The following is a 23,324-nucleotide window of genomic DNA, read 5'->3' on the forward strand; positions in this document are numbered from 1 at the left end:
ATCAGTTATCAGTTATCAGTACAATTTAAGCCAATCCTTTCTCAGCCAACCATTGAGGATTATATAAACGAGATTGATAACGGGACCCACCATCACAAAGAACAGTAACGATGGTGTGGCCTGGTCCCATTTGTTTACCTAAAGCTACCGCAGCACCAACATTAATACCCACAGAACCCCCCATAAATAAACCATCTTTTTGTAATAGTTGATAAACAACTTTAATGGCAGTGGGATCATCAATTTGAATGGCATCATCTATGGGTGCGCCTTCCATATTAGCCGTAATACGACTATTACCAATCCCTTCAGTAATTGAACTACCTTCCAGGGTAATTGTCCCGGTTTTCACATAACTATATAAACCGCTACCCATCGGATCCGCCACCACACAACGCACCTGGGGATTTTGGTCTTTTAAAAACATCGCCACCCCCGCGTAGGTTCCCCCGGTTCCCGTGGCAGCCACCCAAGCGTCAATTTTACCGTCGGTTTGTTCCCAGATTTCCCGGCCGGTGGTTTCGTAGTGAGCGCGACGATTAGCCAGATTATCGAATTGATTAGCCCAGATAGCATTTTCCATCTCACTGGCCAATCTCCCCGATAATTTAACGTAATTATTGGCATCTCGGTAGGGAACGGCGGGAACAGTACGCACTTCTGCACCCAATGTTCTCAATAGGTCGATTTTCTCTTGGGATTGGGTATCGGGAATGATAATCAGGCATTTATAACCTTTAGCATTGCAGATATGGGCCAAACCGATGCCAGTATTGCCGGCGGTTCCTTCGACAACGGTTCCCCCCGGTTGGAGAGTACCGGCTTTTTCCGCTTCTTGAATAATATATAAAGCGGCCCGATCCTTGACCGAACCACCGGGGTTAAGAAATTCGGCCTTACCGAGAATCTCGCAGCCGGTTTCCTCGCTAAAACTATTGAGACGAATTAGGGGAGTATTACCCACCGCATCGACGAAACCATTTTTAATATCCATAATCTGTTATTTTTCGTGCTGTTCCTAGGCTGAGACGATTTTTTGTACCAAGGGATGACGCACCACATCGGCCCGCGATAGGTAACAAAAAGCGATCCCTTCTACTGATTTTAGGATTTTTTGAGCGGCAATTAACCCCGATTCCTGTTGTTGCGGTAAATCGGTTTGGGTGACATCTCCGGTTACTACCATGCGCGAACCGAATCCCAAGGGAGTTAAGACCATCAATGCGATCGCCCTTTCTCCACTGGGGAATTGAATCGTTGGCCAATTTCTACCACTTTAGCAAAATTGTTGTCTTAGCTGGAAATATTGATTAAATTGGAAGTTTTTAGCTGTTATTAGTTACTTAACCTAATATAGTGGTGGCGTTCTGTAAGGAGTCCCGCCGTGACTAACAATTCCATCGAGCCTTTGAATATTGGCAATACGATTAATACTGCCTTCCGTCTTTATCGTGATCGCTTCCAAACTTATGTATTCTTTGCTGTCCGCGCCTGTTTGTGGTCGCTTCTCCCCTTAGTTTTGCAATTAATTCTCAGTCAATTACTTTATCAAACAATTACCCCCGAACAAGGCAGCGATATTGGTTTACGTTTATTTCTTTTCCCAGTACAAATTTTCTCGGCCGCTAAGTCTCTTTTCAATAATGCGGTTATCTCACGATTAGCTTTTCAAGACATCATTTATCAGCCAGAAACTGCCGGACAAGCGGAAAAAAAAGTTAAGCCGAAAATGTGGCGCTTGTGGTGGATGCAGGTTTTGCTCGGTTTGTTGGGAGCGGCAATAATCTTGCCGATAACGCTGCCTCTGATGCTAGTCAGTTTTATCCCCATCCTTGGTGTATTGCTTATTTTAGCAGCTTTTTTCTGTCTTCCTTTTTTCTTCCTTTGGTTATCTGCTCGCATTTACATTGCCGAATTGCCCTTAGTAATTGAAGATAATTTAGGCAGTTGGCAAGCAATCAAGAGAGGTTGGCATTTAACTAAAAACTCGGCTTGGAGAATTGTGGGAGTGGTATTTATTGCCAGTTTATTAATTATTCCAGTTTATATTCTGTCAGGGGCTTTGGCTTCAATTCCCTTTTGGGTTAATTTTTCCTCTTTTTATAGTAGTTTGGAATCGGTAGAGGACTGGCAAACGCTCGCGGAAAATCCTCTTTTTTTCCGACAAATGGCGATGTTTTCCTATGGTATGATTACTGTTTTTGTACTTCTGAATATTTTATTAGTTCCTTTTTGGCAATCTCTCAAAAGTGTGATCTATAATCATCTTTTGGACTAGGAAAAAAATGATGGGGGAGAATACTAATAACTGAGCGGCTGTTGGTGTATCTAAATTACTTGTTAAGACTGTCTATGAGCAGGGGGTGGGGTAGTGGGGAGAGGGGAGAAAAAAGCTGACTCCTGAATTCTGTCTCCTCAATAATGACTTCTAACCCTGACAGGGGGACAAGAAGGCTGAAATCCATATAGCATAAGCTTTTCATGGTTTTGGCTCGAAAAAGTTCGCCGCACCATCTCTCACTTATTAATAATAATTCCTAGTAAGCTCGCTCCTATCCCTAATTCTTTCGTTAGCTTTTTGCCTAGAATCGCTAGATCTATTTCTAGCGAGAGAAGCCAGAAGCCTTTGTTGGCAAGTTTTCTAGCTCGCTTGTCCCCCTGTCAGCTTCTAACCCAATGGTAGATGTGGGACTATCTCAACAATCTGTTATCTTTCGTGCTGTTCGTAAGCTGAGACGATTTTTTGTACTAAGGGATGACGCACCACATCGGCCCGGGATAGGTAACAAAAAGCAATCCCTTCTACTGATTTGAGGATTTTTTGAGCGGCAATTAACCCCGATTCCTGTTGTTGCGGTAAATCGGTTTGGGTGACATCTCCAGTTACTACCATGCGCGAACCGAATCCCAAGCGAGTTAAGACCATTTTTAACTGTGCTGGGGTGGTATTTTGGGCTTCATCAACGATAACAAAAGCATTAGCTAGGGTTCGTCCCCGCATATAAGCTAAGGGAGCGATTTCGATTTTACCCCGTTCCATCAGGTCGGGAATTTTGGCCGCTTCGATAAATTCGTATAAAGCATCGTAGAGGGGACGCAAAAAAGGATCGACTTTTTGCTGTAAATCCCCTGGGAGAAAACCTAATTTTTCCCCCGCTTCCACGGCCGGCCGGGTGAGGATAATCCGTTCTACTTTATCTTCTAATAGAGCTTGTACGGCTAAAACGGCGGCTAAAAAGGTTTTCCCCGTGCCAGCAGGTCCAATACAAAAGGTGATATCGTGACTTTGAATCGCTTGGATATATTGACGCTGACGGAAGGTTTTTGCCCGAATTAGCTCCCCGCGACGGGTACGAGCGAGAATATCCTGCTGTAGTTCTTTATACTCGCTAGAACGCCCCGTATCGAGGGCATGGATAGCGGTCATAATATCGGCTTCGGCGATTAACTTGGCCTCTTGCCATAAAATACTTAAGGAGCGTACAATCGCTGTGGCACGCTCCACCGGGGTTGGTTGTCCCGCAATCCGCAATTCCAGGCCTCTGAGGACTAAATTCGCCCCAGTTTGCCTGGCTATCAATTTGAGGTTAGCTTCTTGATGACCCGCTAAAGCGATCGCACTTTCTGAACTGGGGAATTGAATCGTTTGCCAAGTTTCCGTCATGCTTGGGGCTAAATTATCCTTTGGCTGTTTCTACCACTTTAGCAAAAGCGACGGGATCGAGGACGGCTAATTGGGCCAACATTTTCCGATTGAGGAGGATATTAGCTTTCTTTAATTGTCCGGTCAGTTGGCTGTAACTGATGCCCTGTTGACGAGCAGCCGCGTTAATGCGGGTAATCCAAAGACGACGAAAATCGCGTTTCCGTTTGCGACGGTCTCTATAGGCATTCCGCAAGGCCTTCATTACCTGTTGGTTAGCGGTACGGAATAAGCGCGAGTGGGAACCGCGAAAACCTTTGGCTAATTTGAGAACTTTTTTGCGTCGCTTGCGGGCGACATTCCCCCGTTTTACTCTAGACATGATAATCCTTTAGACAATTTTTCTGGAAAACTTACAAATAGGGCAACATTAAGCGCACTTCCTTCTCGTCGCGCTCGTTTACCAGGGTAATCTGGGACAAACGACGGCGCTTGCGTTCGGCACTTTTATGATCGAGTAGGTGATTTTTGAAGGCTTTGCGACGTTTGATTTTTTTGCCGCTTCCCGTGGCCTCGAATCGTTTGGCCGCCGCCTTTCGCGTTTTTAGCTTGGGCATAAACTCCCTTTTATTAAATCGACACAATCACTAATACTATCACAAATAGAGGACTTTAGGCAAGGAGTGGCCAAAAGATTCCCCGGCTCATCCTTACTTTGGCCAGGTCTGTGCTTGGGAATTAAATCAATCGGGAATTTTCCCCTGCCTCTTGATCGAATCGCTAAGATCCAGATAATGTCTCGCGTTAACACGCATCTGGAGAAGTTATGGCTAAAACCCTACTAGAACAATTACGCCAATTTACAGTGGTTGTTGCCGATACCGGCGATATCCAAGCGATCGAAGCTTTTACCCCCCAAGATACCACCACTAACCCCTCCCTGATCACGGCCGCGGCCCAAATGCCCCAATATCAGCCGATTGTCGATCAAACCCTACAAGCGGCCAGAAAAGAATTAGGAGAGCAGGCCACCCCAGAAGATGTGGCCAAATTAGCTTTTGATCGCCTAGCGATCGGTTTTGGTCTGCAAATCCTGCAAATCGTCCCCGGCCGCGTCTCCACCGAAGTAGATGCTCGTCTTTCCTACGATACCCAAGCTACTATCGACAAGGCCCGTTATCTCATTTCTCAGTATGAACAAGCAGGTATCTCTAGAGAAAGAGTCTTAATTAAAATTGCTTCGACTTGGGAAGGGATTAAAGCCGCAGAAGTCCTCGAAAAAGAGGGAATTCACTGTAATTTAACCCTATTATTCGGTTTTCACCAGGCGATCGCCTGTGCGGAAGCGGGAGTAACCTTAATTTCTCCCTTTGTCGGTCGGATTCTCGATTGGTATAAAAAAGAAACCGGTAAAGACTACGTTGGTGCTGAAGATCCCGGAGTCCAATCCGTTACCCAGATCTATAACTACTATAAAAAGTTTGGTTATAAAACCGAAGTTATGGGGGCAAGTTTCCGCAATATCGGTGAAATTTGCGAGTTAGCCGGCTGTGATCTTTTAACCATTTCTCCGAAACTTCTCGAACAATTGCAAGAGACAGAAGCCGATTTACCCCGTAAGCTCGATCCAGATCAGGCTGCAACCCTTGATATTGTCAAAATTGCCATGGATCAAGCGACTTTTGAGAAAATGCACGCCGAAGATGCCATGGCTTCTGAAAAACTAGCGGAAGGTATTCAAGGTTTTACCAAAGCTTTAGAATTATTGGAACAATTGCTGATTCAACGTTTAACCCAGTTGGAAGGTCAGTCAACCCTAGAACACGCCGCCGAAGATATTTTCCGAGTCTATGATCATGATGGGGATGGTTTCATCACCCGGGAAGAATGGGCGGGAACCGATGCGGTATTCGATGCGATCGATATTAACCATGATGGGAAAATTTCTCCCGATGAGATCGCTGTCGGTTTGGGTGCGGCTTTTCGTTTAGTGGAAGCTTAGAATTAGTTGTGAGTTGAAGGAACCGGCATCAGTCCCCACCCGCACTCACCCCCACCAGTGGGGAAAGTGCCGGAAGTGGGGAGCTTTTTACTGTTCACTGGTAACTGATCACTGATCACTGATTAAGCTGTCTCTTGGGCAGCGGCTAATTCCTCCAGTTTTCCCTGTTGATCCTTGGCGATACAGGATTGAATCACCTCTTCGATATCGCCATCTAAAATGCGATCGAGGGAAAAATTCTCATTTAAGCGATGATCGGTGAGACGATTATCCTTATAGTTATAGGTGCGAATTTTTTCCGAACGGGAACCGGTTCCCACCTGAGAGCGCCGCATGGAACTGACTGCTTCCTGTTGTTCCTGTAACTTTATATCGTACAATTTCGCCCGGAGAATCTGCATAGCTCGTTCCCGGTTTTGCAATTGCGATCGCTCTTCGGTGCAGAAAACCCGGATTCCCGTGGGTTTATGGATTAAATCGACGGCAGTTTCCACTTTATTGACATTTTGACCGCCTGCTCCCCCAGATCTAGCCGTGGTTAACTCAATATCCTTGGGATCGATATGCACTTCCACATCGTCCACTTCTGGCATAATTGCCACGGTAGCAGTGGAAGTGTGGACGCGACCACTTGCTTCCGTCAGAGGAACCCGCTGCACCCGATGGACTCCCGCCTCAAATTTCAGCTTACTATAGACGTTATCGCCTTTAATCTCTAAAATTGCCTCTTTAAATCCCCCCATATCCGCCGGAGATTCACTCAAAAGGCTAACTTTCCATTTTTGAGTTTCGGCATATTTTGAGTACAAGCGAACTAAATCCCCCGCCCAAATACTGGCCTCATCACCTCCGGTCCCGGCGCGAATTTCCAGCATGATATTCTTTTCATCGAGGGGATCCCGGGGCAGCAGCAGAATTGTTAATTGGTCTTCCAAAGTGGCGATTTTTGCCTCTAATGCTGCCACTTCTAGGGCGGCCATTTCGCGTAATTCGGGATCGCTGGCGGATTCTTTGAAGATTTGTTTCGCACCGATTAAATCCTCTTGACTTTTTTGCCAAATTTCGTAGGTGTTGACCGTTTCCTCTAGGGAAGCGCGGGATTTGGCCAGACGATGCAATTCACCCGGATTACTGGTGACATCGGGATCCGCTAGACGACGGGTTAATTCTGTGTAGGTCTGTTCTACAGATTGCAGTTTGTTGAGTAAATAACTTTCAGCCATAATCGATAGCCACAAATAGGGTTAAACGGGGTTAATTTGAAGATAACCCGCAAATTCTTTGGATTAGAAGCGTCTGAGAGATAATAGAGACACAATCCTTTTAATTTTCTTAATTTTCTTTGTCTGGAGTTCTTCGAGCTAGGAAAAATCCCGCTCAACTGCTGACAGTAAGTCAGTTTTGCTAATACTTAGAAATATTTTTAGGCCAGCAAGCGGCAAGGGAAGACATTTTTTTCTTAACCAGATTATTCCTATATCTGAAGCTATCATTTTTTGGCCGTTTTGAGCAAGTAATCTTAAATTCTGTTTAAAGGTGGGGAATTGGGGTGTGGGGTGTGGGAAATTGGGGAAGTGGGGTGTGGGGAGTAGGGTGTGGGGTGTGGGAAATTGGGGAAGTGGGGAGATCGGAGATGGAAGCAGGGAGAAAAAAGCTGATAACTGATAACTGATCACTGATAACTGATAACTGATCACTGATAACTGATCACTGATAACTGATCACTGAATACTAAACCTGTCGGAAAGGGGGACAAAAAATGCTAGGATGGCGACAGCACAGAGAAAAGTGAAAGAAAGGAATATAGCTTTACATGGAAGAGTTTGACAAGTCAATATCCTTTGATGGCAGGGATATTCGACTAAAAATAGGGCTTTTAGCCCCCCAAGCTGGCGGTAGTGTTCTGATCCAATCGGGAGAAACGGCGGTTTTAGTGACAGCAACCACAGCCAAAGCCAGAGAAGGAGTAGATTTCCTGCCCTTAACCGTTGATTACGAAGAAAGATTATACGCCGCCGGGCGCATCCCGGGAGGATTTTTGCGTCGTGAAGGTCGTCCCCCGGAAAAAGCAATTCTGACCGGTCGTTTGATTGATCGCCCCCTGCGGCCCCTCTTCCCCAATTGGATGCGGGATGATATTCAGGTGGTCGCTACGACCCTCTCAATGGATGAGGAGGTACCCCCGGATGTTTTGGCCGTTACCGGGGCTTCTGTGGCGGTTTTGTTGGCAGGTATTCCCTTCCAAGGACCGATGGCAGCGGTGCGCGTCGGTTTACTGGGGGATGAATTTATCATCAATCCCACCTACAAAGAAATCCATAACGGAGAATTGGATTTAGTGGTGGCCGGTAGTCCTGAAGGGGTGGTGATGATCGAAGCGGGAGCCAATCAGTTACCGGAACGGGATATTATTGAGGCGATCGATTTTGGTTATGAAGCAGTGCGCGACCTGATCACCGCTCAACGGGAATTGATCGATCAGTTGGGTATTCCCCTCGTCACCCGAGAAGCACCAGTAGTAAACGAAACCGTGCAGAATTTCCTGAGAGAACAAGCTAAAGAGGAAATTAAACAGATTCTCTGTCAGTTTACCCTCAGCAAAACCGAACGGGATGAGAAATTAGAGGCGATCGAAAATCGGATCAAGGAAACTATAACCGCTCTCCCCGACGAAGATACCTTAAAAGCTCCAACTCTGGAAGAGCCGAAGTTAATCGGTAATCTCTTTAAGGATCTGACCAAAAAACTGATGCGTGCCCAAATTATCGAGGATGGGGTGCGGGTTGATGGTCGCAAACTGGACGAAGTACGGCCGATTTCTTGCCGGGTGGGAGTTTTACCCCGTCGGGTTCACGGTAGCGGTTTGTTTAATCGCGGTTTAACCCAGGTGCTTTCGATCGCCACCCTTGGCACCCCCGGTGATGCTCAGGATTTGGGGGACGATCTCCATCCCGAAGATGAAAAACGCTATCTTCATCACTACAATTTCCCACCCTTTTCCGTCGGTGAAACCCGTCCCATGCGTTCTCCCGGCCGTCGAGAAATCGGTCACGGTGCTTTAGCGGAAAGGGCGATCGTGCCTGTCCTTCCCCCCCAGGAGGAATTTCCCTATGTGCTGCGGGTGGTGTCGGAAGTCCTCTCTTCTAATGGTTCCACCTCCATGGGTTCCGTGTGCGGTTCCACCCTAGCGCTGATGGATGCCGGTGTTCCCCTGAAAAAACCCGTTAGCGGTGCGGCCATGGGTTTAATTAAAGAAGGGGAAGAAGTGCGGATTTTGACCGATATTCAGGGTATTGAGGATTTTCTGGGAGATATGGACTTTAAGGTGGCTGGTACTGATTCTGGCATCACCGCTCTCCAGATGGATATGAAAATCCCCGGTTTAACCATGGAAGTGGTGGCCAAGGCGATCGAACAAGCTTTACCGGCCCGCAAACATATCCTCGAGAAGATGTTAGCGACCCTAGAAAAACCCCGCACGGAATTATCTCCCCACGCACCCCGGTTATTGACGATCAAGATCGATCCGGATCTGATCGGGTTAGTCATCGGGCCAGGTGGTAAGACGGTTAAAGGGATTACTGAACAGACCGGCACGAAAATCGATATCGATGACGATGGGACTGTGACTATTTCCTCCACCGATGGGGAACAGGCCGAAAAAGCTAAACGACTGATCTACAATATGACCCGCAAACTCAATGAGGGTGAGGTCTATCTCGGTCGCGTGACTCGCATTATCCAAATCGGCGCTTTTGTGGAAGTTTTGCCGGGGAAAGAGGGAATGATCCATATTTCCCAATTGGCCGAGGGACGCGTCGGTAAGGTCGAAGATGAAGTGGCCGTGGGGGATGAGGTGTTAGTCAAGGTACGCGAGATCGATAGTAAAGGTCGTCTCAATCTCACTCGTCTCGGTATTCATCCCGATGAGGCCGCTGCTGCCCGTAAGGCTGCTACTGTAGTCTAGGTGAATTTTTTGTTCATGGTTAACTCTCGATCGCTCGATCGAGAGTTTTTTTTATCGAAAAAATTGCCTAAAAACGGCAATAGAGACGCAAAAACCACGCCTCTATCCCGGTATTTTCCCTAGATATTGTTTCTGACTACCAGCTAGACTTGACCACACCGGGTAAAAGACCTTGGTGGGCCCATTCGCGTAAAACGTTGCGGGATAAACCAAAATCGCGATAGTATCCTCTAGGTCTGCCGGTCGTTAAACAACGGTTACGGTGACGACTAGGAGCGCTATTGCGGGGTAATTCCTGTAATTTTTGGTGAATTGCCAGTTTTTCTTCAAAATCTTCGGCGGTGCGGAATTGTTCTTTTAGTTCCGCTCTTTTAGCTTCGTATTTTTGTCTGAGACGAGCGCGTTTTTTCTCGCGTTCTACCATCGATTTTTTTGCCATGGGGTTTCTCGAAAAAGATTTAACCTGTAAAGACAGCATTTCCTATTATAACCTGAAACACCGGTGACAAAGGTGACATTTGTTGATATTAATTCTGAAAGTCCTAGTTGAAAATTTTCTATGTCTGAATCGCCTCAATTGCTCCAACAACGTCTTTTTTATCAAGGTCGGGTCTTTCAATTTGAAGTCTCGAAACTGCGTTTACCTAACGGTGTCGAGGGAGAATGGGAATGTGTGCGTCATCCAGGGGGTGCTTTAGCAGTTCCAATCACCAAGGAAGGTCAATTAGTTTTAGTACGTCAGTATCGATTTAGTTTGCAAGCTCGAATTCTGGAATTTCCCGCCGGAACGATTGATGAAGGAGAAGACCCCGCTACGACGGTAAAACGAGAATTAGAGGAAGAAGCAGGCTATCGGGCCCATAATTGGCAATCTCTGGGTAAATTTGCCCTGGCACCGGGTTATTCCGATGAATATATCTATGCTTTTCTGGCGCAAGATCTGGAAAAATTAAGCTTGCCCCCCGCTCAAGATGCCGATGAGGATATAGAAGTGGTTTTTATGAGTTTTGAGGAAATGGAATCAGCGATCGCCAGGGGAGAATCGATCGATGCTAAAACTATTACTAGCTTCTATCTGGCCCGTTTAGCTCTTAGTTAATCTTTTCAATCACCGTTTGTCCTAGTTGAATCAACTCAAAACCGATAAAAAGGCTTAAAATCACAGTGACAGCCTGATTAAGTAGGGGTATATTGCCTTTGCCTAGAACAGAAGCGACGAATTTGACCACAACCAAAACGAGAGCGCTAACAACGGCGATTTTGACGGCTATCATAGACTAATTTTTCCTCACGGTTAACCGAATTATACTATTTCCAGACTTTTTCTGGCTAGTTTCATCTTGGGTTTGATACAAAATTTAGCATTTTGGTGGAGAGCGCTCCTGTCATTGCCAAAAATGCCCGGTTTTTTGTTAAGAATTGTAAAATGTAGTTAGATTTATTTGATCAGAAGAGGATTCATGTCTAACCAAGAATCGATTTTTCCATTCCCTCAAAAACCAGTGTATTCCTCCCCATTCAAGTCGATTTTAGCGATAATATCAGTTATCTTAATTATGTTAGCAGTGATCGGCGGACTAATGATGATCAGTTTATCATTATCTTGGCCAGAACACAATATTTATCGATTACTCCTTGGTTTAGTAGAAGATTTTTTTAATCCCTTTGCTTGGATTAAAGTTCCCACGGTTGCTCATAGCTATCAATTATTATTACCCACGGTTATTCTGCTAATTTTTACGCAGTTAATCATGTTCTTGTCTCCGCATCCGCAAGTTTGGTCAAGATTAGTCATTATTTCTATCACTCTCGCTATCACCCTGCGCTATCTACTCTGGAGGATTCTGGAAACCTTAAATCTTTCTACTCCTCTCAATGGCTTTTTTAGTTTACTGCTTTTAGGTATTGAGATGATAGTTTTAAGTAGTAGCATAATTCAGTTAGTTTTAGTCTTAACCACGAAGGATAGACGCAAAGAAGCTGATTTTTATAGCCAAGCAGTGATCAATAAACAGTATTTGCCCACGGTAGATATTCTGATTCCCACCTATAATGAGCCAGCCTTTATCTTAAAAAGAACTATTATCGGTTGTCAAGCCCTTAATTATCCTCATAAAAATATTTATATTCTCGATGATACCCAGAGATCAGAAATTTATGAATTAGCAGAAAAATTAAATTGTCATTATCTGACTCGTGAGGATAGAAAAAATGCTAAAGCAGGTAATTTAAACCATGCTCTCAAACAAACCCAAGGGGAATTAGTGGTGGTTTTTGATGCAGATTTTATTCCTTGTCAGAACTTTCTAGAAAGAACTGTTGGCTGGTTTCAAAACCCCAAAATTGCCTTAGTGCAAACTCCTCAAAGCTTTTATAATACCGATCCTATCGCCCATAACTTAGGTTTAGAAAATATCGTTACTCCCGACGAAGAATTATTTTATCGTCATATCCAACCAGCTAAAGATGGTGTGGGTAGTCCTGTTTGTGCTGGCACTTCTTTTATTGTCAGAAGAAAAGCCTTAGAGGAAGTGGGATATTTTAATATAGAATCTATTAGTGAAGACTATTTCACTGGGATTGCTATCTCTGCCAAAGGTTATGAAGTTATTTACTTAAATGAAAAACTCAGTGCTGGTTTATCTGCTGAAAGTTTATCAGCTTATTTACTGCAAAGATTGCGCTGGGCAAGGGGAACTTTACAGGCATTTTTTATCAAAGCTAATCCCCTAAAAATTGCGGGATTAACTCTACCTCAAAGATTGGCACACTTAGAAGGAATATTATTTTGGTTTTCTCCCTTAGCTCGTTTATTTTCTTTGCTTATTCCTCTCCTTTATATCTTTGGATATATCGTACCTTTGAACATTACCATCAATGAGACAATATATATCTTTTTACCCTACATGATGCTGCAGTTAGCCACTTATCACTGGTTAAATTCTCGCTCGCGCTCAATTGTTTTTTCTGAGGTACTATCGATGATTATTTGTGTACCTACATCCCTAACAGTTCTCCATGTTCTTTGGAAACCCTTTGACAAAGGATTTCAGGTGACACCCAAGGGAATTGCTCGCCAAAATTATCAATATAATTGGCACTTATCTTACCCATTGCTGTTTTTTCTCACCATTACCTTAATTAGTATTTTCTTTAATTTACACCATCATAATTATCAAGAAAGTCCCCTAAATTTTGGCTTAATTTTGGCTATATATAACGTGGTTATTATCATGACTGCTCTGGTGGCTTTATTGGAAGCTCCCCTCACCCTAGAAACTGAATACCAAGTGCTGGAATCTCCTGTTAAATTGATAACAGAATCGGATATAATTATACAGGGCAATCTGAAAAAACTTTCGGAAATAGGAGCAGAAATTAACCTAAGGGAACCCATCTACTCAGAAAAGTTACTCCTAGATATTTTAGGCGAAGATTTGCGTCTATATGCTCATCTAGTCAATCTAGAAAAACGAGGCAAAATCTGGCAAGCAGCCCTTAAATTCCAGCCACTTACCCTATCAGAGCAGAGAAAGCTAATTACTTTTTTATTCTGTCGTCCCCAGCGCTGGCAACCGAAAAATACGGCAGGAGAATTACAATCCCTTTGGTTGTTAATTATCAGCTTTTGTCGGGGTATAAGCTTGATTTGGCGGGCATTTTTGAATGAAAAAACAGCCCTTTAGTTAAGTCAAAAGTCGAAAATAATTATCAAAAAACTATTGGCTGACTATCCTATCAACTGGTCTTTGTCTGTGATTTTACTCACAGTGCTATCCCTGTATTATCACAGTTGTCACTTGACCAAAAATTGATTAGTAGTTAGGTGTTAAAAAATGTCAGATACACCCCTTAATAAGGGAGAATCTGCCCCCCCCCTTATCAAGGGGGGCAGGGGGGGTCCATCTTCAATTTAATTATAACCAGCTACTTGTTATTATAATAAAAGTAACCATTCTTAGATGGACTGGCTTATGAAAAATCGTTTATACCTTCACCTGATGGCTAATAGGGAAAAAGGGTTTGCCTTGCCTCTTGCCGTGTTGATTGGACTTATCCTCATGGTGACAGGAATAACTATGATGATGCGCGCCCAAGGAGACCAATCGAAAGTAATTGCCCAAAAAGCCCGGGCTGATGCTTTAAGAAGTTCCGAAGCTGGGGTAACGCGGGTGCAGGATTTACTTAATAGCGTTCGAGTTATGGCAACGGTTGATAGTAATTGTGATTCCGGCGATTGTTGGGAGAGGGCCGAAGTGGTTACTAATCTCAGTCCCAATTTACAAAGAGATTTAAAAGAATTAGACATTGCTACCACCTGTGCTGATCCCAGTCGTAATAACGAAATTGAGAACAAAATCCTCGCACCCACAGAACAACGAGCAGTAAATCCAGGATTAAGCGATTTGGCTAGTGGTCAATGGTTTGATCTCGGTAATAATCGTTATTATCGCGTGGATCGCGTGGTTGGATACAATTTTACCCCAAGCTCTGACCCCAATATTTTGGGTTGGGGAGTTCTCACCCTAGAAGGACGTTCTCGCACCAGTGCCGAAACAGACCTAACTAATACTGATATCGATAGAGATAGTGGCGATAATGCCGCCTCGCGTAACCGCGTGGTGGTAACTATCCCGATTCTGCCTTCCCGTCCCCTCGCATTCACTCGTACCACGGTTCCCGCTTTGTGGGTGAGCGAGGGAGCCATGGTAAGTGGCGAAGATAGTGCTGACTTTCAAGGGGATGTGGTGAACCTAGAATGTGATGTTAAGAGGAATGACATTAAACAGCCCACCCCTGCACTCAATCCCCCCTACAAAGCGCAATTTATTGATAACACTATTGTGCCTTTCCCCAATTTACCGGAGCCTCCCACCAGCCCTCCCCCTCCCCTTGGTCAGCAAAACCTGGCACTTACCAGTTCTGAAACTTTTCCCCGACTGGGAGACACCCCATCTCCTAACGGAGTGTACGAGTATATCGTTGATAAGATCGAATTGGGTAGTAGCCAGAGGATTACCATTACTCCAGGGCAACGGGTAGTTTTCTATGTTAAAGGTAATATTGATGGTGCGATCGAACACGACTGCAGCGGCGTTATCCCACCTACGGTTTGTAAACCGGGCAATCTACAAATTTATGCCGATGGCTCAGGTTCCACCGCGCCGCAAGTTTGTCTAAGAGTCGGTCCAAACCAAAGACTAGAAGCGTTTATCTTTGCTCCTGACTATTCCCTCGGTAAAAGCGGTAACGGTGCTTTCGTCGGTGCTGCCTGGGGTAAAAATTGGGGCAAAAATTCAGGCTGTGTCTCAGGTAACAATGCTGTTGCTGTAACCCAAGGGGTAGAATGGACTGAATTAATCACAAACCTGAAACCCGATGACAGTGACTTAGATGAAGCGGCGAGGTATTTGCCCCAACTTGGTAAGATTGCCAATTGGTGTGAGGAACCCATACCGGACGATGGTGATACCCCCACGGAGCCATCTAAGTGTGTACCCACTTTCCCAACTCCTTCACCCTCTCCCTCTCCCAGTCCCTAAAAAAGTTTAACTTATCGGGTTGATGAGGGGGGTTGAGGATTTCGGTTCAGGACAGGTTTTATTGGTGAAATCACAGCGATAAATTGCCGGTTTTTGCCAACTGAGGGGAATTTCCAGCAAATCCCTCGAACCGGTCATGGCTTGTCCCAGAAAGAGAGCCAGAGCGATACAATTGAGAATTGTATGGGCGATGCGCCAACGATGGGAACGGTCTTTATAGATATCTTCAACAATGGCCAGAGAGAAAATCATCAGTAATGATGCGGCCATGCCGATATAGTAGTGGGACCAGTACCATTGGGCCGAGAGTCGCCAGACCCCATCCTGAGAACCGATAATAATTAAACCGATGCCGGTCAAGGTGGCAAAAATTCCGCGCCAGAGAGCTTGTCTAGCGCGGTAGAGACAGACCAAAGAGGCAATGGTGACAAAAAACATCAAAATCACAAAAAAGGCCTGAAAGGAGTCTAATTTTCCGTCTTTTTGTTTATCGACAAAACCATTAAAACCGTAAACGACCGAGTAAGCTAGTGCTAACAGGTTAACCCCTACCACTGTACCCGTTAACCAGCGGCCTAAGCGTAGATGTTCTGGCCCGACCACTGGCGGAATTTTACTTTTATTTCCTGCAGCGGTTTCTAAGCGACGTTGACGGGTTTGCCAAGCAAAGTTAACTACGAGGCCGATAATGGGGAAAACGACCACTATCGCTAGGACAGGATGAATGAGAGCCAGAAAATCGACGAATTGCATATAAATATCCCGAAAATAGTCAGCAGAAAATCTTCAATAGTTGACAAGCTATAGCCTTGTTTTTTTTAGCTTATCGCAGATATCAGGAGGCAAAAGGCAAAAGGCAAAAGGCAATAGGCAAAAGGCAAAGGGCAGCTTTATTCTCCCCACACCCCACACCCCACACCCCACACCCCACACCCCACACCCCACACCCCACACCCCACACCCCCACTTCGGCCTAGGAACCTCTTTGATAATCGGCTAATCTAAAAGCAGCAATCCCTAGATTCAATCCTGACTATGAAACTACAAGAGCTTTTAACAACTATCCCTCTGGTTTCCCCGATTTCTTCTCCTATCGCTTCTATTACCGAGATTACAGGAATTTCTACTAATTCCCATGCTTGTCAACCGGGAGATTTATTTATCGGTTTACCCGGTACTCGCGTCGATGGGGGGGAATTTTGGCGTTCCGCTTTGGAAAGCGGGGCCCTAGCGGCGCTTATCTCCCCAGCAGCCGCAGCTAAATTTCCCCCCCCGGAGGATGCTTGCGTAATCGTTGTGGCAGATTTAGTTACTGCCACTGCCGCGATCGCTGCTAAATTCTATCATTATCCGGCCCTTACCCTAAAATTAATCGGTGTGACGGGAACCAACGGCAAAACCACCACCACCCATCTAATTGAATATTTTCTCAGCCAAGCAGGGATTCCCACCGCGTTATTCGGGACTCTTTATACCCGTTGGCAAGGATTCCAAGAAACTGCTAATCATACCACCCCTTTCGCTAACGAGTTACAAGCGAGTTTAGCCAAAGCAGTGAGCGCCGGCAATGAAATCGCCGTCATGGAAGTTAGTTCCCATGCACTGGATCAGGGACGGGTACAGGGTTGTACTTTTCCTGTGACGGTGTTTACCAATCTCACCCGGGACCATCTCGATTATCACCTCGACATGGAGGATTATTTTGCCGCTAAAGCTAAATTATTTAGTCCCGATTATCTGCAAGGTAAGGCGATTATTAACCTTGATGATGCCTACGGTCAACGTTTAGCGGCCTCCCTCTCTCCTCAACAGGTTTTAACCTATAGTGTGTGCGATGCTCGTGCCGATTTTTATACTAAGGATTTACACTATCAACCCACGGGAGTGGAAGGGGTGATGGTGACTCCCCAAGGGGAAATAGCCTTTGCTTCTCCTCTGGTGGGTCAATATAATCTAGCTAACCTCTTAGCGGCGGTGGCGGCAGTGTTAGAATGTGGTGTAGATTTAGAGACAGTAATCGGTCAAATTCCCCAGTTTTCAGGAGTACCGGGGCGGATGGAACGGGTTAGCATCGCTCCCGACCAAGATATCAGCGTCATTGTCGATTATGCCCATACTCCCGACAGTTTAGAGAATGTTTTAAAAGCAACACGTCCCTTTATTTCTGGTCGGATGATTTGTGTTTTTGGTTGTGGCGGCGATCGAGATCGGACAAAACGGCCGTTAATGGGGAAAATAGCGGCAGAATTAGCAGATTTAGCCATAGTTACCTCCGATAATCCCCGCACAGAAGCTCCCGAACGAATCCTTGAGGATATTATCGCTGGCATTCCCCCAGAAATTACTGTTCAGGTAATTAGCGATCGCGCTTTGGCCATTGACACGGCTATTCAAGCAGCACAACCGGGAGACGGAGTAATTATTGCGGGTAAAGGTCACGAAGATTATCAAATTTTGGGGACGGAAAAAATCCATTTCGATGACCGCGAACAGGCCCGGGCTGCTTTGATGAAAGGGAAAAAGTGATTAGGGGTGTTGAATTATCAAGAAAAGCTAAGATTAGTTGACAATTAGCAGAGGTAGCCAATTTTAAAATCTGTGGTAAGCTAAAAGAGTTAAGGAAAAAATCCCAGTTAACAAGCAAACGCCATCTTGATAAGTTGCCCCTGCGTTAACTAAGCAATGACACAAAAAAGCGTTACAGGCGCTTTGAATGTCTCATATCTCTGGTTTTGGACTTTCGGAGATACCTCCTCTTGAGGAGAATCTCTGAGGGTGCATTGTTGAACTGTCTTAGCAAAAAAGTATCGGTCAACTGGTGACTCTATATGACCTACTGTCTTAATCCCGACTGTCCTCAACCGAAAAACGCCGCAACAGCGTTAATCTGCGAGAGTTGCGGTTCAAAACTTCTTCTCCACAACCGCTATCAGATCCTAGGCATTTTGGGAAAAGGAGGGTTTGGGGCAACCTTTGTCTCATCGGATTTGTCTCTACCAGGTACCCCCCTATGTGTGGTTAAACAACTGCGACCTTCCACTGACGATCCTAATGTTTTTCAGATGGCCAGGGAACTTTTTGAGCGAGAAGCGGAAACCCTAGGAAAACTGGGGGTTCATCCGCAGGTTCCCCGATTATTGGACTATTTTGAAGATAATCAACAGTTTTATCTAGTTCAAGAATACGTTAAAGGTCATAACCTGCACCAAGAGGTAAAAAAACGCGGACCGTTTAGCGAAGCGGGAGTCAAACAGTTTTTAAGTGAACTGTTGCCGATTTTGAAATATATCCACAAACAAAAGGTAATTCATCGGGATATCAAACCCGCTAACCTAATTCTTCGGGAAACGGATCGAAAATTGGTTCTGATTGACTTTGGGGCTGTCAAAAATCAAGTTAACACTGTTATTGCCAATGTCAATTCTCAAGACGCTTTGACTAATTTTGCCGTGGGTACCCAAGGTTATGCCCCTCCCGAACAGATGGCCATGCGTCCGGTCTATGCCAGTGATATCTATGCCGTGGGAGTTACCTGTATCTATCTACTCACGGGCATATCTTCTAAGACTATCGAAGTTGATGTCAATACAGGTGAATTACTCTGGGAAAAATTAGTCAAGGTGAGTCCTCAGTTTGCTAAAGTCCTGAAAACAATGCTGCAAGTCTCCATCCGTCATCGCTACAAATCCGCCCAAGAGGTAATGGATGCTTTAGACATGACCGCTTATGCCGATAGTCTAGCCCAAAGTTTAATCGCGGCTCCAATGGTTACTTCCCCGAAACTACCACAAGATTCAGGTCAAATAGCCACTTCTTCCGTTTCTAGCTCTCTCAACTCTAAATTTCGCTCCAAAAATAAAAATCCAGAGACCTCTCCAGATAATCTGCCGGGGGCGCAGATGGCCTTTTCAATAACTAATACAAATATACCATCTAAAAACAAAGACCACAGCAGCCCAGATATAACCTCACCGAAGAGAAAACGCCGCTTAGATGAAAAAGCGATTCTCTATGCTTACAATAACGGCCGGCGCAATTTCGCCCAGGAGGAATTATCGAATCTCAATCTGTCTAAAGTACAACTTTTGCGGGTAAATTTCTTTCAATGCAAATTAACAGGAACTAATTTACAAGGGGCGGATCTGTCCCATGCGGATCTGGGCCGGGCCAATCTCAGTCAAGCGATTCTCAAAAATACCAATTTAGATAATGCCTATCTCGGTTATGCAGACCTGGAAGAGTCCGATTTACGCGGGGCTAATCTCACCTGCGCCCGTCTTCGCCACGCTAATCTCAAAGATGCTAATCTTTGCGGGGCTAATCTCTCTGATGCCCAAGTAACTCGAGAACAAATCGCTATGGCAAAAACCAATTGGTTAACAGTTATGCCCAATGGTAAACGCGGTTGCTGGTAATCTTTTTTCAGTGATCAATAATCAGCAATCAGTAAAAAGACAAGGAAACTTCGATTTAATACTGTCACTTAAAACTCAAATCTGATAGCTGATAACTTACCCACTGATAACTGATCACTGATCACTGATTTAACCGCGGCTTTCCTTAAAGGTTTTGTAGGCGGTTTCGGAGTCGAAAATATGGCAATAATCAACGATTCGCTTCATTAATGCCCAAGAAAACTGGGTTTCTTTCAGGTGACTACCCCAATTTTCTTGGAGACTAGCGTGAACTTTGCGGAGGTTATAGGAAGGAATCGCCGTCGAGATATGATGGGGGATATGGACATTAATATCGTGACAGAGAATTTCTACCCAACGGGGATAGCTACAGTGAACTGTTCCTTCTAGTTGCGCTAAAGCTTGATTCCAGTCTTCAGGATGGAAAAATTGAATATCGGGGTCCGTGTGATGGACAAGGGTAAAGGTACTCATCCAAAAATGATAGACAAACCAAGGTACCACCCAAAATTTAACCAATCCCCAGACACCAGTGTAGAAAATGAGGGTTGGGAAAAAAATAGCGGCAAAAACTAGGACGACAATCATCGAAAAGCGGGCTTTTTCCCGTTCGTTCTCCTTGAATTGTTCGATATTGAAGTGTAGAATAGCCCAGTGGGCGATCGAACCGAGCCACCAGAAACGTCCGCGAATGCCGCGATAAAAGAGACGCACTAGGGGATTGGCCGAGTTAAAAGCTTCTAATTCCCACGGATCCCAAGCATTATCTATCGTTACCATGTTAGTTTTAGCATGATGGCGATCATGGAGGAAACGCCAGCAGTGGAAGGGATAGATAAGGGGTAAGAGGAAAATATGACCGACAAGATCATTAACCCAGGGTCGATTAGAAAAAGACCGATGACCGCCATCATGGGCGATCACAAAGAATCCCGTTAAAGCTGTACCCGTGAAAATCCAAGCTAAAGGCAGTAAATACCAGGGAGAATAAACTAGCATTGCATAACCGGCAATGACCGCCAAAATATTCGTAATTACACCAAACCAAGCTTTAAGCGGGTCTTTCTGGAAATATTCTTTGGGAATGCTTTGAATAATATCTTTCAGTTTAAAGTCTGGCTCGATCGAGGTGATCAACTCCCCATGCAATTTATCCGTCGTTGCCGTCATGAAATCTCCAATTACACTTAGGTGAACCCTTGACAATAAATCAGCTAGGAGGTTTAGCCAAATTCTGCTCTATACCACAAGCCAATTTTTTTGTCAATATATTTTTAACTTTAATTAATAAACTTCCGCGAAGCTTAATAATCCTTTACTTTATATAACATAAGAGGGGATTTTCTGTTTTGGCAAAATTTGCCTTTTGCCTCTTGCCTTTTGCCTTCAGAAGCTGATAACCGATAAAAAGCCCAAATATTGACTATTTTTAGACGTTTTTTAACGACTAGCTGTGTTTTCTAGGGATTTAATCTCCTCCTGTACCTTACGGTGTTCGCGATTTAACTGTTTTTTGACCGATTCGGGGAGTTGTTCCTGTTTTTTCAGGGCATTATTAAAGTAATCTAGTGCCAGTTTCAAAGAGCCAGTATTTTTATCCGTATTGCCTTGAATTCTCAGGATTTGACCCTTCAGATACATTAATTCCGGATTCTCGGGGGTCGCTTTCAGAGCGTTATCGATAAACCGCAAAGCCTGATCATACTGCTTTAAATCCCGGTAAGCTAGAGCGATACCTCGATCGACCAAGTAATCAGGACTCCCATAGGTTTCTAGCCGTTGAATTGCCTCTTGAGGACTAGAAAAGGGCAAATTAACCGCTAAAATCAAATCCATATAACCCTTTAACAGGTTCAATTCCGGATCCGTAGGATTAACCTTTTCTGCGGTTTCCAAATACTGAAACACCTGTTGTAATCTGGGGATGGCCGATACTGCTCCTTCGGTTTGAAAAACGTAGGTTCCCTCCAAAAAACTCCCCACCGCGAGATACAAATTTCCCCTTAAAGGGTCACTGTCCTGCATTTGTTTGGCCGCTGCCTTAGTTTTCTCGGAGTAGGTTTTGAGGGTGTTCCAATCCTGGTCGGTAAAAGCAAGAGAGGCACGCATAGCATGGGACAAAGGTTCTTGGGGTTCCTTTTCTGTGGCCTCAACAATTAATTTTTTTGCCTCTAGATAATTACCTTGTTTAAAAATAGCGTTAAAAGCGGCCTCGGTCTTATCACCAATCGGTCGGGGATTGGTTTTGCGGAAAGGATCTCCAGCTAACCCTGGACTAATCCAGTTAACCACTACCATAACAGCCAGCGAAGCACCGATCGCCATTTTTTTCGTTAAACCTAACCTCAGCACCATGGTCAAAAGTCTCCTTGAGCGAATGAAAAAATCTGTCACAATAGAAACGGGTTTCTAGACTTAATTTCCAGTTATTTTCCTGTCAATGCTTTATCTCAAAGATGTGGTTTATCATCCTCCCGCTGCCCTCAATCCCATTTTACAGGGGATTAATCTCGAATTAGCATCCCAAGAATTAGGTCTGATTGTCGGGCCCAGTGGTTCCGGAAAAACGACTCTTTTGGAAATTTTAGCAGGCTTTGCCGATAAAACGGCAGGGACGATTCACTGGCGCGACCAAGAATTAACGGTGCTGCACCTGCAACAATTAGGAGGAATCGTTTTTCAGTTTCCTGAACGTCATTTTTGCGGTAAAACCATCCTTGAGGAGTTGCGTCTCGGTCATCCGGAGATTAAAAGCGATCGCCTGACGGCGGCCTTAAAGGAGGTAGGATTAGAAAACATTCCCCTGGATACTTCTCCCCACAATCTTAGTGGTGGTCAACAGCGTCGTTTATCCCTCGCTGTCCAGTTAATCCGGCAGCCTAATCTGTTACTTCTCGATGAACCTACGGCCGGTTTAGATTGGTCTATGCGTCGTCAATTGGCTAAACTTCTCGCTAGTCTCAAACAACACTGGACTTTATTAGTAGTTAGTCACGATGCTGGGGAATTATTGCCTATTGCTGACCGTCACTGGAAAATTGAACAAGGACATTTGAGGGAAGTAATAAAGTAAAAAAACAGATAGTTGAGGTTTTGGGGTTTTGAGGTTTTGGGGTTTTGGAGTATTAGTTGAAATTTCCCCACTTCCCTATCTCCCCATTCCCCCATCTCCTATCTCCTGACTTGAAAGAGTATGAATTGTCTCCTAGGCACTTCTTAAAACTGGGGAACAGGCGTTCGTTATGTATGTATTATACATATAGGTTATGTATATATTGATTGTATATATAAGCTTGGGCATAATATAGTTAGTTATAAATAGTTGACTAGACAAAAAATGTCCATATAATGAATGGTTATGCGGTAACTCTCGCTGAATAAGGATAATGAGTATTAAGTTAAATATCGGGATATTATTTTTTGGGGTTTTCTTGTGGGGAGAGGCGGTTAAGGCACAGCTAGTCCCCACTAAGGGTTTATCTCCCTATGGTGAATATCGTCAAGAAATTCTCAATTTAGGTTGGAAGCCAAAACCAAGTATTGTTCCAGATTATGTACCAGGTTGGCCTGAAATTATTTGTGGAAACAGATTATGTAGTGCTACCTTTATTTCTCCCAATGGGAAACAAATTTTAACTTTATCTGTTTGGTTTGATGTTAAGCCTGGACACATAGATTATTATGTGGCTCCAGCTTTTGATATTGTTGAAGTTGAGCAAACAATTCAATAGACCTCAACCTAATTTAACTTAGT

Annotated in this window: 21 protein-coding genes and 1 pseudogene; 10 read left to right on the plus strand and 12 right to left on the minus strand. The window is 44.5% G+C overall.

The window, feature by feature from the left end:
- Positions 1-25 precede the first annotated feature (25 nt).
- Entirely contained in the window at positions 26-994 is a 969-nt protein-coding gene (locus IM507_RS04725; protein ID WP_123231074.1) for a cysteine synthase A, read from the minus strand.
- A gap of 24 nt (positions 995-1,018) precedes the next feature.
- A pseudogene (locus IM507_RS04730) lies at positions 1,019-1,219 on the minus strand (PhoH family protein); the annotation flags it as partial.
- Between the two features lie 165 nt (positions 1,220-1,384).
- Here IM507_RS04730 and IM507_RS04735 point away from each other — a divergent pair.
- Positions 1,385-2,278: a hypothetical protein gene (locus IM507_RS04735; protein ID WP_123231073.1), complete on the plus strand. Its 894-nt coding sequence runs from the start codon at positions 1,385-1,387 to the stop codon at positions 2,276-2,278.
- A gap of 429 nt (positions 2,279-2,707) precedes the next feature.
- Here IM507_RS04735 and IM507_RS04740 read toward each other — a convergent pair whose 3' ends face one another.
- From IM507_RS04740 to rpmI, 3 genes are read right to left on the minus strand one after another with little or no spacing between them, the layout of a single operon-like run.
- Complete coding sequence (locus IM507_RS04740) at positions 2,708-3,664, minus strand: PhoH family protein (protein WP_069475387.1); 957 nt, start codon at positions 3,662-3,664, stop codon at positions 2,708-2,710.
- A gap of 13 nt (positions 3,665-3,677) precedes the next feature.
- On the minus strand, positions 3,678-4,025 hold the full coding sequence (gene rplT / locus IM507_RS04745) for a 50S ribosomal protein L20 (RefSeq protein ID WP_002739593.1): 348 nt from the start codon (positions 4,023-4,025) through the stop codon (positions 3,678-3,680).
- 31 nt (positions 4,026-4,056) lie between these two features.
- Positions 4,057-4,260, minus strand: coding sequence for a 50S ribosomal protein L35 (rpmI, locus tag IM507_RS04750; protein ID WP_002755041.1), 204 nt, complete (start codon positions 4,258-4,260; stop codon positions 4,057-4,059).
- Between the two features lie 209 nt (positions 4,261-4,469).
- On the opposite strand from rpmI, the gene IM507_RS04755 reads away from it, so the two are divergent.
- On the plus strand, positions 4,470-5,645 hold the full coding sequence (locus IM507_RS04755; protein ID WP_002739596.1) for a transaldolase: 1,176 nt from the start codon (positions 4,470-4,472) through the stop codon (positions 5,643-5,645).
- A 122-nt stretch (positions 5,646-5,767) separates the two neighbouring features.
- Here IM507_RS04755 and prfA read toward each other — a convergent pair whose 3' ends face one another.
- The gene (gene prfA / locus IM507_RS04760; RefSeq protein WP_287636724.1) at positions 5,768-6,868 is read right to left on the minus strand and encodes a peptide chain release factor 1; all 1,101 of its coding nucleotides are present in this window, start codon (positions 6,866-6,868) and stop codon (positions 5,768-5,770) included.
- The gene (locus tag IM507_RS23435; RefSeq protein ID WP_353847145.1) at positions 6,829-7,026 is read right to left on the minus strand and encodes a hypothetical protein; all 198 of its coding nucleotides are present in this window, start codon (positions 7,024-7,026) and stop codon (positions 6,829-6,831) included. The genes prfA and IM507_RS23435 overlap by 40 nt, the downstream gene beginning before the upstream one ends.
- Positions 7,027-7,458: 432 nt before the next feature.
- Between IM507_RS23435 and IM507_RS04765 the strand changes: the two genes are divergently transcribed.
- Positions 7,459-9,612 carry a polyribonucleotide nucleotidyltransferase gene (locus IM507_RS04765; protein ID WP_002755036.1) on the plus strand — a complete coding sequence of 718 codons (2,154 nt, stop codon included), beginning with the start codon at positions 7,459-7,461 and terminating at the stop codon, positions 9,610-9,612.
- 136 nt (positions 9,613-9,748) lie between these two features.
- Here the strand turns inward: IM507_RS04765 and rpsN are convergent, their stop codons facing one another.
- The gene (gene rpsN, locus IM507_RS04770; protein ID WP_002740009.1) at positions 9,749-10,051 is read right to left on the minus strand and encodes a 30S ribosomal protein S14; all 303 of its coding nucleotides are present in this window, start codon (positions 10,049-10,051) and stop codon (positions 9,749-9,751) included.
- A 120-nt stretch (positions 10,052-10,171) separates the two neighbouring features.
- Between rpsN and IM507_RS04775 the strand changes: the two genes are divergently transcribed.
- Positions 10,172-10,711 (plus strand): NUDIX hydrolase, encoded by a 540-nt coding sequence (locus tag IM507_RS04775; RefSeq protein WP_002739488.1) that lies wholly within the window; start codon positions 10,172-10,174, stop codon positions 10,709-10,711.
- Here the strand turns inward: IM507_RS04775 and IM507_RS04780 are convergent.
- Complete coding sequence (locus tag IM507_RS04780; protein WP_002739991.1) at positions 10,704-10,886, minus strand: hypothetical protein; 183 nt, start codon at positions 10,884-10,886, stop codon at positions 10,704-10,706. The genes IM507_RS04775 and IM507_RS04780 overlap by 8 nt on opposite strands.
- A gap of 186 nt (positions 10,887-11,072) precedes the next feature.
- Here IM507_RS04780 and IM507_RS04785 point away from each other — a divergent pair, with 186 nt between their 5' ends.
- Together IM507_RS04785 and IM507_RS04790 are read left to right on the plus strand one after the other, a co-directional pair.
- Entirely contained in the window at positions 11,073-13,298 is a 2,226-nt protein-coding gene (locus IM507_RS04785) for a glycosyltransferase (protein WP_353847146.1), read from the plus strand.
- A gap of 288 nt (positions 13,299-13,586) precedes the next feature.
- The gene (locus tag IM507_RS04790) at positions 13,587-15,155 is read left to right on the plus strand and encodes a hypothetical protein (RefSeq protein ID WP_069475390.1); all 1,569 of its coding nucleotides are present in this window, start codon (positions 13,587-13,589) and stop codon (positions 15,153-15,155) included.
- Between the two features lie 6 nt (positions 15,156-15,161).
- On the opposite strand, the gene IM507_RS04795 is transcribed toward IM507_RS04790, so the two are convergent.
- Complete coding sequence (locus tag IM507_RS04795) at positions 15,162-15,908, minus strand: DUF4079 domain-containing protein (protein ID WP_002739986.1); 747 nt, start codon at positions 15,906-15,908, stop codon at positions 15,162-15,164.
- 282 nt (positions 15,909-16,190) lie between these two features.
- Between IM507_RS04795 and IM507_RS04800 the strand changes: the two genes are divergently transcribed.
- Positions 16,191-17,681 (plus strand): UDP-N-acetylmuramoyl-L-alanyl-D-glutamate--2,6-diaminopimelate ligase, encoded by a 1,491-nt coding sequence (locus IM507_RS04800; RefSeq protein WP_002739837.1) that lies wholly within the window; start codon positions 16,191-16,193, stop codon positions 17,679-17,681.
- Positions 17,682-17,983: 302 nt separating this feature from the next.
- On the plus strand, positions 17,984-19,570 hold the full coding sequence (locus IM507_RS04805) for a serine/threonine-protein kinase (RefSeq protein WP_287636729.1): 1,587 nt from the start codon (positions 17,984-17,986) through the stop codon (positions 19,568-19,570).
- A gap of 129 nt (positions 19,571-19,699) precedes the next feature.
- Here IM507_RS04805 and IM507_RS04810 read toward each other — a convergent pair whose 3' ends face one another.
- A complete protein-coding gene (locus IM507_RS04810; RefSeq protein ID WP_002739807.1) occupies positions 19,700-20,740 on the minus strand; it encodes a fatty acid desaturase in 1,041 nt (346 codons plus the stop codon).
- Positions 20,741-21,010: 270 nt separating this feature from the next.
- Entirely contained in the window at positions 21,011-21,925 is a 915-nt protein-coding gene (locus IM507_RS04815) for a Sll0314/Alr1548 family TPR repeat-containing protein (RefSeq protein WP_002739989.1), read from the minus strand.
- Between the two features lie 85 nt (positions 21,926-22,010).
- Between IM507_RS04815 and IM507_RS04820 the strand changes: the two genes are divergently transcribed.
- Positions 22,011-22,643, plus strand: coding sequence for an ABC transporter ATP-binding protein (locus IM507_RS04820; protein WP_002755019.1), 633 nt, complete (start codon positions 22,011-22,013; stop codon positions 22,641-22,643).
- A gap of 313 nt (positions 22,644-22,956) precedes the next feature.
- Positions 22,957-23,301, plus strand: coding sequence for a hypothetical protein (locus tag IM507_RS04825; RefSeq protein ID WP_002739681.1), 345 nt, complete (start codon positions 22,957-22,959; stop codon positions 23,299-23,301).
- The last annotated feature ends 23 nt before the right edge of the window (positions 23,302-23,324 follow it).

It is taken from the genome of Microcystis sp. M20BS1, assembly GCF_020245305.1.
GTDB classification, from domain to species: Bacteria; Cyanobacteriota; Cyanobacteriia; order Cyanobacteriales; family Microcystaceae; genus Microcystis; species Microcystis ichthyoblabe_A.

Bases quoted from the DNA above. Each gene is read 5' to 3' on its own strand.
- IM507_RS04725 (WP_123231074.1), bottom strand. From the start codon at position 994: ATGGATATTAAAAATGGTTTCGTCGATGCGGTGGGTAATACTCCCCTA.
- IM507_RS04740 (WP_069475387.1), bottom strand. From the start codon at position 3,664: ATGACGGAAACTTGGCAAACGATTCAATTCCCCAGTTCAGAAAGTGCG.
- rplT (WP_002739593.1), bottom strand. From the start codon at position 4,025: ATGTCTAGAGTAAAACGGGGGAATGTCGCCCGCAAGCGACGCAAAAAA.
- rpmI (WP_002755041.1), bottom strand. From the start codon at position 4,260: ATGCCCAAGCTAAAAACGCGAAAGGCGGCGGCCAAACGATTCGAGGCC.
- IM507_RS04755 (WP_002739596.1), top strand. From the start codon at position 4,470: ATGGCTAAAACCCTACTAGAACAATTACGCCAATTTACAGTGGTTGTT.
- prfA (WP_287636724.1), bottom strand. From the start codon at position 6,868: ATGGCTGAAAGTTATTTACTCAACAAACTGCAATCTGTAGAACAGACC.
- IM507_RS04765 (WP_002755036.1), top strand. From the start codon at position 7,459: ATGGAAGAGTTTGACAAGTCAATATCCTTTGATGGCAGGGATATTCGA.
- rpsN (WP_002740009.1), bottom strand. From the start codon at position 10,051: ATGGCAAAAAAATCGATGGTAGAACGCGAGAAAAAACGCGCTCGTCTC.
- IM507_RS04775 (WP_002739488.1), top strand. From the start codon at position 10,172: ATGTCTGAATCGCCTCAATTGCTCCAACAACGTCTTTTTTATCAAGGT.
- IM507_RS04780 (WP_002739991.1), bottom strand. From the start codon at position 10,886: ATGATAGCCGTCAAAATCGCCGTTGTTAGCGCTCTCGTTTTGGTTGTG.
- IM507_RS04785 (WP_353847146.1), top strand. From the start codon at position 11,073: ATGTCTAACCAAGAATCGATTTTTCCATTCCCTCAAAAACCAGTGTAT.
- IM507_RS04790 (WP_069475390.1), top strand. From the start codon at position 13,587: ATGAAAAATCGTTTATACCTTCACCTGATGGCTAATAGGGAAAAAGGG.
- IM507_RS04795 (WP_002739986.1), bottom strand. From the start codon at position 15,908: ATGCAATTCGTCGATTTTCTGGCTCTCATTCATCCTGTCCTAGCGATA.
- IM507_RS04800 (WP_002739837.1), top strand. From the start codon at position 16,191: ATGAAACTACAAGAGCTTTTAACAACTATCCCTCTGGTTTCCCCGATT.
- IM507_RS04805 (WP_287636729.1), top strand. From the start codon at position 17,984: ATGACCTACTGTCTTAATCCCGACTGTCCTCAACCGAAAAACGCCGCA.
- IM507_RS04810 (WP_002739807.1), bottom strand. From the start codon at position 20,740: ATGACGGCAACGACGGATAAATTGCATGGGGAGTTGATCACCTCGATC.
- IM507_RS04815 (WP_002739989.1), bottom strand. From the start codon at position 21,925: ATGGTGCTGAGGTTAGGTTTAACGAAAAAAATGGCGATCGGTGCTTCG.
- IM507_RS04820 (WP_002755019.1), top strand. From the start codon at position 22,011: ATGCTTTATCTCAAAGATGTGGTTTATCATCCTCCCGCTGCCCTCAAT.
- IM507_RS04825 (WP_002739681.1), top strand. From the start codon at position 22,957: ATGAGTATTAAGTTAAATATCGGGATATTATTTTTTGGGGTTTTCTTG.